Below are 13326 nucleotides of genomic sequence, written 5' to 3'. Positions count from 1 at the left end.
AATGAGAAGGCTCAAGCACTTGCCATAACCCCATCGGCCCTGCCGCCTTCTTCCTGGATGACCAGGTGAATAAAGTGCAGCTTGGCAATCACCGCGGGCGGCAGCACGAAGGGGTAGAAATCCGGCTGGCCCATGGCACGGGACAGTTCGTTGAGCATGCCGGCCAGTTCGATCCAGGCATTAACGAAGGAAAGGAATGCCGGGCCGCCAGGGTGTTGGGGGTCGTAGAGCGTGGTCAGGGGGAATGGCTGGTAATCCAGGTCCATCTCGCGGGCGCTCATGCCAAAGCCCAGGGCCGTGTCCACGGCGTCCATCATGTGCAGGTAGTGAGCCCAGGTTTCGGCCCAGTCTTCCCAGGGGTGCATGGTGGCGTAGGCGCTCACGCAGGTGAGTTGCCAGTCGGGGCGCGGGCCGTTCTGGTAGTGCTGGTCGAGGGCCTCGGCATAACTGGCGCGTTCGTCGCCGAACAGGTTGCGAAAATGAGGGAGCCAGTGGCTGTTGGCGATCAGGCGGTCCCAGTAGTAGTGGCCGACTTCATGGCGAAAATGGCCGAGCAAGGTGCGGTACGGCTCGCGCATCTGTACCCGGACTTTTTCGCGGTGGGCGTCATCGGCTTCCTTGATGTCCAGGGTGATCAGCCCATTGGCGTGGCCGGTGGTGGGCGCGTTGCCTTCCAGGTCGATTCCGATGAAGTCGAAGGCCAGGCCAGTCTCTTCGTCAACGCTCTTGGGCACCACTTGCAGGCCCAGGCTGATCAGTTGCGCCACCAAGCGGCGCTTGGCGGTTTCGACCTTGCGCCAGCGTTCGGGGTTTTGCGCAACGGAAAGATCAGGGATGGTGCGGTTCAGGCTACAGGCCACGCACAACGGCGCGGTGCTGTGGGCAGGAATCAACCAATTGCACGCAGCCGGTGAGTCGAGGTTGGCACAGCGCCGGAAAGCGCCAGCATCGAGATTGTCGTCGGCCAGCCAAGTACCGACCACCGGCCCCGGTTGCAGGGACGACAGGCGGCTTTGCTGCGGCTGGTAACCCAACGCCGCCTGGCAGGCCAGGCATTGGCTGTTGCGAAAGAACAGCGACTGGCCACACCGGCACTGCCACACCTTGCTGTTGCGCGAGGTTTGGGCCATGAACGGAGCGGCGATGCGCGTGCTGAGTTGCTCGAAGTAGCGGAACATGGCGATCTCTCCCTAGGGTGACAGAGACTAGATCATTTCTCGTGAGAGATCGTTCAACTGCTCCCTGTAGGAGCGAGCTTGCTCGCGAAGATCGTCAACGATAACACGGGCTGCCTGGTTCACAGCGGCGCCCTCCGGATCTTCGCGAGCAAGCTCGCTCCTACAGTATTCAAAAGCCTGTCAGACGGTGATGTTGTGCTTGACCAGGAAGGCGACGAAGGCCTCCTCGTCCAGCACTTTCAGGCCCAGCTCATTGGCCTTGGCCAATTTCGAACCGGCGCCCGGCCCGGCCACCACGCAGTGGGTTTTCGCCGAAACAGAACCAGCCACCTTGGCCCCCAGGCTTTCGAGCTTGTCCTTGGCCACATCGCGACTCATCAGCTCCAGGGAGCCGGTGAGCACCCAGGTGTGCCCGGCTTCAGGCAAGCCTTCGACGAGCTTTTTCTCGCTCTGCCAATGCATGCCGAAGTCCTTGAGCTGCTGCTCGATGGCCAAGGCACGGTTGGCGTTGTCGGCGTTGTCGAAAAACTCCCGTACAGCCTTGGCTTGCTTTTCGGGCAGCGCCTGGCGCATGTCGAGCCAGTCAGCCTTGATGATGCCTTCCAGCGAACCGAACTTGTCCGCGAGCTTCTGCGCCGCGCCCGGGCCCACCGAGGGCACGTGCAGCTTGTCGAGCAAACCGTCCAAGGTGGTGCTGGCGGCGAATTCGGCGCTGAGTTCGCCTTGTTCCTGCAATTGCAGGCCGCATTCGTCCGGCGCCAACAGCGCGCCAATCACCTGCTGGTTGTGGCCGTCTTCAAAGAAGCTATGGATCTCATGGGCCACTTCCAGCCCGACATCCGGCAAGTACGTCAGCACCTCTGGCAACGCCTTTTGAACACGCTCCAGGGACGCCAGCGAGCGCGCCAGGACCTTGGCCGTCTCCTCGCCCACGTCGGGAATGCCCAAGGCGTAGATAAAGCGTGCCAGGGTCGGGGTCTTGCTGTTTTCGATGGCGCTGATCAGCTTCTTGCTGGAGATATCGGCAAAACCTTCCAGGTCGATGATCTGTTCGTATTTGAGCTTGTAGAGATCGGCCGGCGAACCGATGAGCTTTTCATCCACCAGTTGCTCGATGGTCTTGTCGCCCAGGCCGTCGATGTCCATGGCCCGGCGCGAGACAAAATGAATGATCGCCTGCTTGAGCTGCGCACCGCAGGCCAGGCGCCCGACGCAACGGTACACCGCGCCTTCGCTGACGGTTTCCTTACCCTTGCTGCGTTTGACCAACTGCGTGCGCTCGACGTGGGAACCGCACACCGGGCAATTTTGTGGGATCTGCACGGCGCGGGCGTTTTCAGGGCGGCGTTCGGTAACCACCGAAACCACCTGCGGAATCACATCGCCGGCGCGGCGGATGATCACGGTGTCACCGATCATCAGCCCCAGGCGTGCCACTTCGTCCATGTTGTGCAGGGTGGCATTGGACACGGTCACGCCGGCTACCTTCACCGGTTTGAGGCGTGCTACCGGCGTCACCGCACCGGTACGGCCGACCTGGAATTCCACGTCGAGCAGTTCGGTGAGTTCTTCCATCGCCGGGAATTTGTGCGCGATCGCCCAGCGCGGCTCGCGGGCACGGAAGCCCAGCTCACGCTGATAGGCAATGCTGTTGACCTTGAACACCACGCCGTCGATTTCATAGCCCAGCGCATTGCGGCGTTCGCCGATGTCGCGGTAGTAGTCCAGGCACTCCTGGATGCCCTTGGCCAGCTTCAGTTCGTGACTGATCGGCATGCCCCACTGCTGCAACTGCTTGAGGTTGCCGATATGGGTGTCGCTGATATCCGCGGTCACTTGGCCGATGCCATAGCAGCAGAATTCCAGCGGGCGACTGGCGGTGATCTTCGAGTCCAGTTGGCGCAGGCTGCCCGCCGCGGCGTTGCGCGGGTTGGCGAAGGTCTTGCCGCCGACTTCCAGTTGCGAGGCGTTCAATCGCTCGAAACCGGCCTTTGACATGAACACTTCACCGCGCACTTCCAGGGTGGCCGGCCAGCCCGTGCCGTGCAGTTTCAGAGGGATATTGCGCACGGTGCGCACGTTGACGCTGATGTCCTCGCCGGTGGTGCCATCACCCCGGGTAGCACCGCGCACCAACTCGCCATCCTGGTACAGCAGGCTGACCGCCAGGCCGTCCAGCTTCGGCTCGCAGCTGTATTCCACCGCCGCGCCAGCGCCAAACAGATCGCCCACCGGCAGGTCAAGGCCCTCAGTGACCCGGCGATCAAACTCCAGCATGGTGGTTTCATCAAAGGCGTTGCCCAGGCTGAGCATCGGGATCTCGTGCTTGACCTGGGTGAACGCCGACAGCGCGGCACTGCCGACCCGCTGCGTCGGCGAATCACGCGTCACCAGTTCCGGGTGCTCGGCCTCCAGGGCCTTGAGCTCGTGGAACAGGCGGTCGTACTCGGCGTCCGGGATACTCGGCTCGTCGAGGACGTGGTAACGGTAATTGTGCTGATCCAGTTCAGCGCGCAGTTCGAGAATGCGGGTATGGGCGGCGGTCATGGGTGTTCTCTCATAAAGCAAAAGAGCAGCCGAAGCTGCTCAATATGTTAGTGCACGGATTCTACAGACAACGCTTAAGATCGATCCTCAGCGTTTCTGTGTCAGGGCGCGACGCTCGAACTCGACGATGCGCTGACGGTAGTGTTCGATGGTCTGGGCAGTGAGCACGCTGCGTTGGTCGTCCTTGAGCTCGCCGTTGAGTTCCTGGGACAGCTTGCGGGCGGCGGCCACCATCACGTCGAACGCTTGTTTGGGGTGACGCGGGCCTGGCAGGCCAAGGAAGAAACTCACTGCCGGAGTGCTGAACAGGTCGATATCGTCCAGATCGAAGGTGCCCGGCTTGACCGCGTTAGCCATGGAGAACAGCACTTCGCCGTTACCGGCCATGCTTTCGTGACGATGGAAGATATCCATCTCGCCAAAACGCAGGCCGCTTTCGAGGATGTTCTGCAAGAGTGCCGGGCCTTTGAAACCGCCGGCGTCACGGCAGATCACGCTGATGACCAGGACTTCTTCGGCCGCCGGCTGATCGTTCACCGATTGGCGTGCCGCGCTCTTGCTGGACGTCTCGTCCGGGAAATCGTCATCGCGGCTGCTGAAGCTCGGGCCATCATCGACGTCGAGGTTCAGGTCGCCCTGATGCGGCTCGGCAACCGCCGCGCTACCGCGTTTGCCGCGCTTGGACGATGGCTCACGGGCTTCACGCAGCGGCGCGCTCATCGACGGCAGGTCGTGCTCGTCCAGTTGCGGCTCTTTATGGGTATCCAGCACACGGGGCGGCCCCAGCAGCTCGGCGGCGCCGTCGTCGTCAGGCAAGTTGGACAGGTTTCGGTCCAGCCGGAACTTGAGCTTGCCCTTGCCACCGCGCATACGGCGCCAGCCATCAAAAAGAATACCGGCAATGACAATGATGCCGATGACGATCAGCCACTCGCGCAGACCGATTTCCATGTAATCCCGTGCCTCTAATAAAAAATGCTGAAAAATAAGGGGTTTAGCACCGTGCAAACCGCTTTAAAACGTGGCGCCAACTCTATGTTCTGACTGACGTTTTGCCCACGCACACGAAAAATTGACATTAAATTAGCACAGTTGGCGAAAGATGTATTGGATTGGCATCTTCGCTGCGCAGTAGCATTTTCGTACTCGGGCGCCAACTGTGAGCTACAAGCTGCAAGTCATTAGCTACAAGCCGAAGCCAGTCCACTTGCAGCTAATAACTTGCAGCTTACAGCTACGCCGCTAGGCGTCCACCATCTTCATCGCTTCTTCCACATCCACCGCGACCAATCGCGAACATCCCGGCTCATGCATCGTCACGCCCATCAACTGGTCGGCCATTTCCATGGCGATCTTGTTGTGGGTGATATAGATGAACTGCACGGTCTGGGACATCTCTTTAACCAACCGAGCGTAGCGTCCAACGTTAGCGTCATCCAGCGGTGCGTCAACTTCGTCGAGCATGCAGAACGGCGCCGGGTTCAACTTGAAGATGGCAAATACCAGGGCCAGTGCGGTCAGGGCTTTCTCGCCGCCGGACAACAAATGGATGGTGCTGTTCTTCTTGCCCGGAGGCCGCGCCATGATCGTTACCCCTGTATCGAGTAGATCTTCGCCCGTCAGTTCCAAGTAGGCGCTGCCACCACCGAAAACTTTTGGGAATAACGCCTGTAAACCGCCATTAATCTGATCAAAGGTATCTTTGAAGCGGTTGCGGGTTTCCTTGTCGATCTTGCGGATCACGTTTTCCAACGTGTCCAGGGCTTCAACCAGATCGGCGTCCTGGGCATCCAGATAACGTTTGCGCTCGGACTGCTGCTGGTACTCATCGATGGCGGCGAGGTTGATCGCACCCAGGCGCTGAATACGTGCGGCAATCCGTTCAAGTTCTTCTTCGGCGTCTTTCTCGTTGGCCTGGGCGGTCAGGGTGTTGAGCACGCCGTGCAGGTCATAGCCATCTTCCAGCAATTGGTCTTGCAAGGTCTTGCGGCGCACGGTGAGGGCTTGCCATTCCATACGCTGTTGTTCGAGCTGGCCGCGGATCAACTGGGACTGCTGCTCGGCCATGGTGCGGCGCTTTTCGGCGTCGCGCAGTTCACGGTCAGCGTCTTCCAGGGCGATCTGTGCGGTCTTGAGTTCGACGTCGACGGTCATGCGCTTGTCGAGCAATTCCTCAAGCTTGAGGCGCAGCTCTTCCAGCGGCGCCTCACCCTCCTCCAGGTTGAGGCTCAGTTGCTCGCGCTTTTCGGTCAGGCGCTCGGACTGCATCTCCAGGCGCTCAAGGGCCTGGCGCGTGGAATCATGCTGGGCGCGTAACGAGCCTAGGCGTACGGCCAACTGGTGGGCGTGGTCCTTGTGCTGCCGGGCTTCCTGGCGCACGCGGTCAAGGCGCTCGCGCAGGCTGTCGCGCTGGGCCAACAGCAATTCGCGCTGTTCGGTGTCCAGGGCCATGCTGTCGAGGGCTTCCTGTAAGTGCAGGCGCGCTTCACCGATCTGTTCGTGTTCCAGGGCGCGCTGTTCGCCCATCTCGGCCACTTCTTCGTCAAGACGGGTGCGGCGCAGGGTCAATTGTTCGACCTTGGCCCTGCTCGCGGACAGTTGGGCTTTCAACTCGCCTTGCTGGCGCGCTTCGTCTTGTAACAGCCGACGCAGGTGTTCGCGGCCGGTTTCCTGCTGGCGCTGGGTGGCGCGCAGGGTTTGCAGTTCGGTTTCCAGGCTTTCCAGGGTGGCTTCGCGTTCTTCACGCTCGGCGCTCAGGTTGACGATTTCCTGGCCACGGGCCAATACGCCACTTTCCGCCTCACTGGCGCGGCGCACCCGCAGGAAGTGGCGGCCGACCCAATAGCCATCGCGGCTGATCAGGCTTTCGCCGGCCGCCAATTGCCCGCGTTGGGCCAGGGCTTGCTCAAGGGACTCCACCGGCCTGACCTGGCCCAGCCAGGGCGACAGATCTATCGCCGCCTCGACCTTGTCCAGCAAGCTGCCCGGCACCCGCGCCCCATCGGTCGCCGGGCTGAGCAGGCGCAGGTCGCCCTGGGCAAAGCCGGCCAGGTCGAAGCCGCCGAAATCATCCACCAGCACCGCTTGCAGATCGGCACCCAGCACGGTTTCCACCGCCAGTTCCCAGCCGGCTTCGACTTTCAAGCCTTCGGCCAGGCGCGGGCGCTCGGCCAAATGCTGGTCGCGCAGCCATTCGGCGGTGCCGGTGCCGGGGTCGAGCGCGGCTTGCTGCAAGGCCTCCAGCGAAGCCAACCGACCATTGAGCCGCTGCAAATCGCCTTGGGCCTGCTGCTGCGCCTGAGTCGCAGTGTGCAATTGCTGACGCAGTTGCTCCAGGCGCTCCACTTGCTGTTCTTCGCTGGCCTCCAGCTCCTCCAGAGTCATTTCGCTTTCGGCCAGTTGCTCGCTCAACTGCATGATTGCCGCGTCTTCCGGGTCGGCAGCGAGCAGTACGCGCTCTTCCTGCAGCCGGCGCTGGCGCTCGGCCAGGCGTTCCATGCTGGTTTCCAACTGTTGGATGCGTGACTGCTGCACCTCGGCCTGGCGGCGTGGCTCGGCGGATCGCAGGTTGAAGGCGTCCCACTGTTCCTGCCAACCGTGCATGGTGGTTTCGGATTCTTCCAGGGCCGCGGCGGCCTCTTCGGCGGCGGCGCTGGTGATTTCCTGCTCGGGAGTGAGCATGTCCAGCTCTTCGCCCAGGGTCAGCAGCAAGGTCCGGTCATGGCCCAGGTGCGATTCGGTTTCCAGGCGCGCGCGCTCGGCTTCCTTCAAGTCGTCCTGCAACTGGCGCAAACGCTGCTGGCCGTGCTGGATGCTCTGCTCGACCCGGGCAATGTCACCGCCCACCGAATAGAAGCGGCCCTGCACCAGATTGAAGCGCTCAGACAACTCATGATGGCCGTCACGCAAGCGCTCGATGCTGGCGTCGGCATTACGCTGCTCGGCCACTAGCGCTTCAAAACTGACTTCCTGGGTGCCAATGATCGCTTCGCGCTGGCCCACCTGATCATTCAATGCCTGCCAGCGCAGGGCCGACAGTTGCGCCTTGAGCTGGCGCTCCTCGCCCTTGTATTCCTGATACTTCTCGGCGGCCTGGGCCTGGCGGTGCAGGCGTTCGAGCTGGCGCTCCAGCTCTTCGCGCAGGTCGGTGAGGCGGGCGAGGTTTTCGTGGGTGCGGCGGATACGGTTTTCGGTCTCGCGGCGGCGCTCCTTGTACTTGGAGATGCCGGCCGCTTCTTCGATAAAGTTACGCAGGTCTTCGGGCTTGGCTTCGATCAGCTTGGAGATCATGCCCTGCTCGATGATCGAGTAGCTGCGCGGGCCCAGGCCGGTGCCGAGGAAGATATCGGTGATATCGCGACGGCGACACTTGGTGCCGTTGAGGAAGTAACTGTTCTGGCTGTCGCGCGTGACTTTGCGGCGAATGGAGATCTCCGCGTAGGCCGCGTATTCGCCGACCAGGGTGCCGTCGGAGTTGTCGAACACCAGTTCGATGCTGGCCTGGCTCACCGGCTTGCGGCTGGTGGAGCCGTTGAAGATGACGTCGGTCATCGACTCGCCGCGCAGGTTTTTCGCCGAGCTCTCGCCCATCACCCAACGCACGGCGTCGATGATGTTCGACTTGCCGCAGCCATTGGGGCCCACCACCGCCGCCATGTTGCTGGGGAAGTTGACGGTGGTCGGGTCGACGAAGGATTTGAACCCCGCCAACTTGATGCACTTGAGCCGCACGCTTAGGCGTCCGCCAAGGCTGCGATGACCAGCGAACTGCTGCGCTGGCAATAGGCTGTGAGTACCAGGCGAATCTGCACCAAGTCACGAGCCAGTACCGCGGCGAGCAATTGCGCGAACAGCGCCTGGAACTCGCTCATGGACGCCTTGCGCTGATCCAGGGCCAGGTAATAAGCGCGGTTCATCGCCGGTTGCAGATTTTCGACGGTTTCCTGCAAATACGGGTTGTTGGCGAAGGGGTACGCAGTGCGCATCACATTGAAGCTTTCTTCGACGAAAGCGCGGATGTCCTCGCGCTCCAGGCTCAATTGAAGGCGTTGCTGGATCTGCAGAAACGGCGCCATGTCGGCCTGGGTCTGCCAGCCTTCGGCAACCGCATTGCCGAGCAGGATGTACATCTCGCCCATCAACGTACACAGGCTCTGCACCTTGTGCGCGGTGAGTTCGGTGACGTGGGCGCCACGGCGCGGCAGGATCGCGATCAAATGGCGGCGCTCGAGGATCAGCAAAGCTTCGCGCACGGAACCACGGCTGACGTTGAGCGCCAGCGTGACCTTCTGTTCCTGGATCCGCTCCCCAGGCTTGAGATCGCCGCGAATGATACGTTCGGCGAGGTGGTGAGCAATTTGCTCGGCGAGACTGTCCGGCGCCTTGAACGTCATGTTTTCCCTTCAAAATCTGCTATCGGTACAAGCGCGGCAGTGTAGCGCATTGGCCCGCTGATGGCGCTACGCCCACCGTGGCGAATTTGGCATGAAATAAGCAGCGTTGAAAGCCTGTACGCCGCCAAAAACGCCGGTTCCAGAAGACTGGACCATAATTGAAAGTGTTGCGACCGCATTTTCTTGACCCTTAGGTCAGAAAACCATTGACCGAAAAGTCAGACATGACTAGATTCGGCGCAAAGCGGTTAACAACAATAATGAGTCTGCGAGGCCTTCCGTGATCCAGTTTTTACTTAACCAGGAACTCCGTAGCGAGCACGCCCTGGACCCCAACCTGACCGTGCTCAACTATCTGCGCGAGCATGTGGGCAAACCCGGTACCAAGGAAGGCTGCGCCAGCGGCGACTGTGGCGCGTGCACCGTGGTGGTCGGCGAGTTGCACACTGACGAGCAAGGCGCCGAGCAGATTCGTTATCGCAGCCTCAATTCCTGCCTGACGTTCGTGTCGTCACTGCACGGCAAACAACTGATCAGCGTTGAAGACCTCAAGCACCAGGGCCAACTGCACAGCGTGCAACAGGCCATGGTCGAGTGCCACGGTTCGCAGTGCGGCTTTTGCACTCCAGGTTTTGTGATGTCGCTGTTTGCCCTGCAAAAAAACAGCGACGCCCCCGACAGCCAGAAAGCCCATGAAGCCCTGGCCGGTAACCTGTGCCGCTGCACCGGTTATCGCCCGATCCTCGCGGCCGCCGAACAGGCCTGCTGCAACAAACCCCAGGATCAATTCGACAGCCGCCAGGCTGAAACCATCGCCCGCCTCAAGGCCATCGCGCCAACCCAGACCGGTGAGCTCAACAGCGGTGACAAGCGCTGCCTGGTGCCGCTGACCGTCGCCGACCTGGCCGACCTCTACGACGCCTACCCGCAAGCCCGCCTGCTGGCCGGCGGCACTGACCTGGCGCTGGAGGTCACCCAGTTCCACCGTATCCTGCCGGTGATGATCTACGTCGGCAACATTGAAGCCATGAAACGCATCGAGCAATTCGACGACCGCCTGGAAATCGGCGCGGCCACCGCCCTCTCCGACTGCTACGCCGCGCTGCACCACGAATACCCGGACTTCGGCGAACTGCTGCACCGCTTCGCCTCCCTGCAAATTCGCAACCAGGGCACCCTGGGCGGTAATATCGGCAACGCTTCGCCCATTGGTGATTCGCCGCCGCTGCTGATTGCCCTGGGCACACAGATCGTACTGTGCAAGGGCAACACCCGCCGTACCCTGGCGCTGGAAGACTACTTCATCGACTACCGCGTCACCGCCCGCCAGGACAGCGAGTTCATCGAGACCATCATCGTGCCCAAGGGCCACACGCTGTTTCGGGCCTACAAGGTGTCCAAGCGTCTGGACGACGATATTTCCGCCGTGTGCGCAGCGTTCAACCTGAAGATCGACAACGGCGTGGTCAGCGAAGCGCGCGTTGCGTTTGGCGGCATGGCCGCAACGCCAAAACGCGCAACCCGCTGCGAGGCTGCGCTGGTAGGCGCCACGTGGAATGCGGCCACGGTGGAAAAAGCCTGCATCGCCCTGGCCGGTGACTTCACCCCACTGTCGGACTTTCGCGCCAGCAAGGAATACCGCCTAATCAGCGCGCAGAACCTGCTGCGCAAGTACTTCATCGAACTGCAAACGCCGCACATCGAGACTCGGGTGACCGCTTATGTCTAACCATCACGCCGTGGTAAAAACCCAGGCCGAACTTGCCGCACTGTTTGCCCAGGACCTCACCACCGGGGTCGGTCGCAGCGTCAAGCATGACAGCGCCGCCAAGCACGTCAGCGGTGAAGCGCAGTACATCGACGACCGCCTGGAATTTCCCAACCAGTTGCACCTGTATGCGCGCATGTCCGACCGTGCCCATGCCCGGATCATCAGCATTGACACCACGCCCTGCTACGCCTTCGACGGCGTACGCATTGCCATCACCCATGAAGACGTACCGGGCCTGAAAGACATCGGCCCGCTGATGCCCGGCGACCCGCTGCTGGCCATCGACACCGTGCAGTTCGTCGGCCAGGTGGTGCTGGCCGTGGCCGCCCGCGACCTGGAAACCGCACGCAAAGCGGCGATGGCGGCGCTGATCGAATATGAAGACCTGGAGCCGGTGCTGGATGTGGTCGAGGCGTTTCGCAACAAGCATTTCGTGCTCGACAGTCACACCCACCAGCGCGGCGATTCGGCCACTGCGCTGGCAAGTGCCAAGCATCGCATCCAGGGCACCTTGCATATCGGTGGCCAGGAACATTTTTACCTGGAAACCCAGATCTCTTCGGTGATGCCCACCGAAGACGGCGGCATGATCGTCTACTGCTCCACGCAAAACCCCACCGAAGTGCAAAAGCTGGTGGCCGAAGTGCTGGATGTGTCGATGAACAAGATTGTGGTGGACATGCGCCGCATGGGCGGTGGCTTTGGCGGCAAGGAAACCCAGGCCGCCAGCCCGGCGTGCCTGTGCGCCGTGGTGGCGCGCCTCACCGGCCAGCCGACCAAGATGCGCCTGCCACGGGTCGAAGACATGCTGATGACCGGCAAGCGCCACCCCTTCTATATCGAATACGACGTGGGCTTTGACGACAACGGCCGCCTGCACGGCATCAACCTGGAACTGGCGGGTAACTGCGGCTGTTCGCCGGACCTGTCCAACTCGATTGTCGACCGCGCCATGTTCCACGCCGACAACTCGTATTACCTGGGCGACGCCACGGTCAACGGCCATCGCTGCAAGACCAATACCGCCTCCAACACCGCCTATCGCGGCTTCGGCGGCCCCCAAGGCATGGTCGCCATCGAAGAGGTGATGGACGCCATCGCGCGCCATCTGGGCCAAGACCCGCTGGCCGTGCGTAAGGCCAACTACTACGGCAAGACCGAGCGCAACGTCACCCACTACTACCAGACCGTCGAGCACAACATGCTCGAAGAGATGACCGCCGAGCTGGAAGCCAGCAGCCAGTACACTGAGCGCCGCGAAGCGATCCGCCTGTACAACGCCCACAGCCCGATCCTGAAAAAGGGCTTGGCGCTGACCCCGGTGAAATTCGGTATTTCATTCACCGCCAGCTTCCTCAACCAGGCCGGCGCCCTGATCCATATCTACACCGACGGCAGCATCCACCTGAACCACGGCGGCACCGAGATGGGCCAGGGCCTGAATACCAAGGTCGCGCAAGTCGTGGCCGAAGTGTTCCAGGTAGACATCGACCGCGTCCAGATCACCGCCACCAACACCGACAAGGTGCCCAACACCTCGCCCACCGCGGCCTCCAGCGGCGCCGACCTGAACGGCAAGGCTGCGCAGAATGCGGCCGAAACCATCAAGCAGCGCCTGGTGGAATTTGCAGCGCGCAAGTACGACGTGAGTGAGGCGGACGTGGAGTTTCGCAACGGCCATGTACGCGTGCGCGAGCAAATCCTCAGCTTCGAAGCGTTGATCCAGCAGGCGTATTTCGCCCAGGTGTCGCTCTCCAGCACAGGCTTCTACAAGACCCCGAAAATTTTCTACGACCGCAGCCAGTCACGCGGGCGGCCGTTCTACTACTACGCGTTCGGGGCGGCCTGCTGCGAAGTGATCGTCGACACCCTGACCGGCGAATACAAAATGCTGCGCACCGACATCCTGCATGACGTGGGCGCCTCGCTGAACCCGGCCATCGACATCGGCCAGGTGGAAGGCGGCTTCATCCAGGGCATGGGCTGGCTGACCATGGAAGAGCTGGTGTGGAACAACAAGGGCAAGCTGATGACCAACGGCCCGGCCAGCTACAAGATCCCAGCGGTGGCCGACATGCCACTGGACCTGCGGGTGAAGCTGGTGGAGAACCGCAAGAACCCGGAAGACACGGTGTTCCATTCCAAGGCCGTGGGCGAGCCGCCGTTCATGCTCGGCATTGCGTCGTGGTGTGCGATCAAGGATGCGGTGGCGAGTCTTGGTGATTATCGCCATCAGCCCCACATTGATGCGCCGGCCACGCCGGAGCGGGTGTTGTGGGGGTGTGAGCAGATGCGGCAGTGGCAGGCGGTGAAAGCTGTCGAGGCTGACACCGAGATGGCATCGCTCTAGACCCAGGCGCTGCCATCGCGGGCAAGCCCGGCTCCCACATTTTGAGGTGCGAACCCAATCAAATGTGGGAGCTGGCTTGCCTGCGAT

The 13326-nt window shown here is 61.6% G+C and carries 7 protein-coding genes and 1 pseudogene; 3 read left to right on the top strand and 5 right to left on the bottom strand.

Annotated elements, in window-relative coordinates; genetic code table 11:
- Nucleotides 1-11 precede the first annotated feature (11 nt).
- Entirely contained in the window at nucleotides 12-1178 is a 1167-nt protein-coding gene (locus DK871_RS07455; protein ID WP_161904548.1) for a putative zinc-binding metallopeptidase, read from the bottom strand.
- 48 nt (nucleotides 1179-1226) lie between these two features.
- Here DK871_RS07455 and DK871_RS29015 point away from each other — a divergent pair.
- Nucleotides 1227-1349 (top strand): annotated as a pseudogene (locus DK871_RS29015) (outer membrane lipoprotein carrier protein LolA); the annotation flags it as partial.
- A 9-nt stretch (nucleotides 1350-1358) separates the two neighbouring features.
- On the opposite strand, the gene ligA reads toward DK871_RS29015, so the two are convergent.
- From ligA to DK871_RS07435, 4 genes are all read right to left on the bottom strand, one after another.
- Nucleotides 1359-3725: an NAD-dependent DNA ligase LigA gene (gene ligA / locus DK871_RS07450; RefSeq protein WP_161904547.1), complete on the bottom strand. Its 2367-nt coding sequence runs from the start codon at nucleotides 3723-3725 to the stop codon at nucleotides 1359-1361.
- An 87-nt stretch (nucleotides 3726-3812) separates the two neighbouring features.
- On the bottom strand, nucleotides 3813-4676 hold the full coding sequence (gene zipA, locus DK871_RS07445; protein WP_032895820.1) for a cell division protein ZipA: 864 nt from the start codon (nucleotides 4674-4676) through the stop codon (nucleotides 3813-3815).
- A gap of 291 nt (nucleotides 4677-4967) precedes the next feature.
- A complete protein-coding gene (gene smc, locus DK871_RS07440; RefSeq protein ID WP_161904546.1) occupies nucleotides 4968-8456 on the bottom strand; it encodes a chromosome segregation protein SMC in 3489 nt (1162 codons plus the stop codon).
- A gap of 2 nt (nucleotides 8457-8458) precedes the next feature.
- Entirely contained in the window at nucleotides 8459-9118 is a 660-nt protein-coding gene (locus DK871_RS07435; RefSeq protein WP_161904545.1) for a GntR family transcriptional regulator, read from the bottom strand.
- A 280-nt stretch (nucleotides 9119-9398) separates the two neighbouring features.
- On the opposite strand from DK871_RS07435, the gene xdhA reads away from it, so the two are divergent.
- A complete protein-coding gene (gene xdhA, locus DK871_RS07430; protein WP_161904544.1) occupies nucleotides 9399-10847 on the top strand; it encodes a xanthine dehydrogenase small subunit in 1449 nt (482 codons plus the stop codon).
- On the top strand, nucleotides 10840-13239 hold the full coding sequence (gene xdhB, locus DK871_RS07425; RefSeq protein ID WP_161904543.1) for a xanthine dehydrogenase molybdopterin binding subunit: 2400 nt from the start codon (nucleotides 10840-10842) through the stop codon (nucleotides 13237-13239). The genes xdhA and xdhB overlap by 8 nt, the downstream gene beginning before the upstream one ends.
- The last annotated feature ends 87 nt before the right edge of the window (nucleotides 13240-13326 follow it).

Source organism: Pseudomonas sp. L13, from assembly GCF_009935965.1.
GTDB classification, from domain to species: Bacteria; Pseudomonadota; Gammaproteobacteria; order Pseudomonadales; family Pseudomonadaceae; genus Aquipseudomonas; species Aquipseudomonas lactis.
The sequence above is the reverse complement of the archived record's forward strand: the minus strand, read 5'-3'. Positions and strand labels throughout refer to the sequence as shown.

Excerpts from the sequence above, each read along its gene's own strand:
- DK871_RS07455 (WP_161904548.1), bottom strand. The coding sequence starts at position 1,178 with ATGTTCCGCTACTTCGAGCAACTCAGCACGCGCATCGCCGCTCCGTTC.
- zipA (WP_032895820.1), bottom strand. The coding sequence starts at position 4,676 with ATGGAAATCGGTCTGCGCGAGTGGCTGATCGTCATCGGCATCATTGTC.
- ligA (WP_161904547.1), bottom strand. The coding sequence starts at position 3,725 with ATGACCGCCGCCCATACCCGCATTCTCGAACTGCGCGCTGAACTGGAT.
- xdhB (WP_161904543.1), top strand. The coding sequence starts at position 10,840 with ATGTCTAACCATCACGCCGTGGTAAAAACCCAGGCCGAACTTGCCGCA.
- DK871_RS07435 (WP_161904545.1), bottom strand. The coding sequence starts at position 9,118 with ATGACGTTCAAGGCGCCGGACAGTCTCGCCGAGCAAATTGCTCACCAC.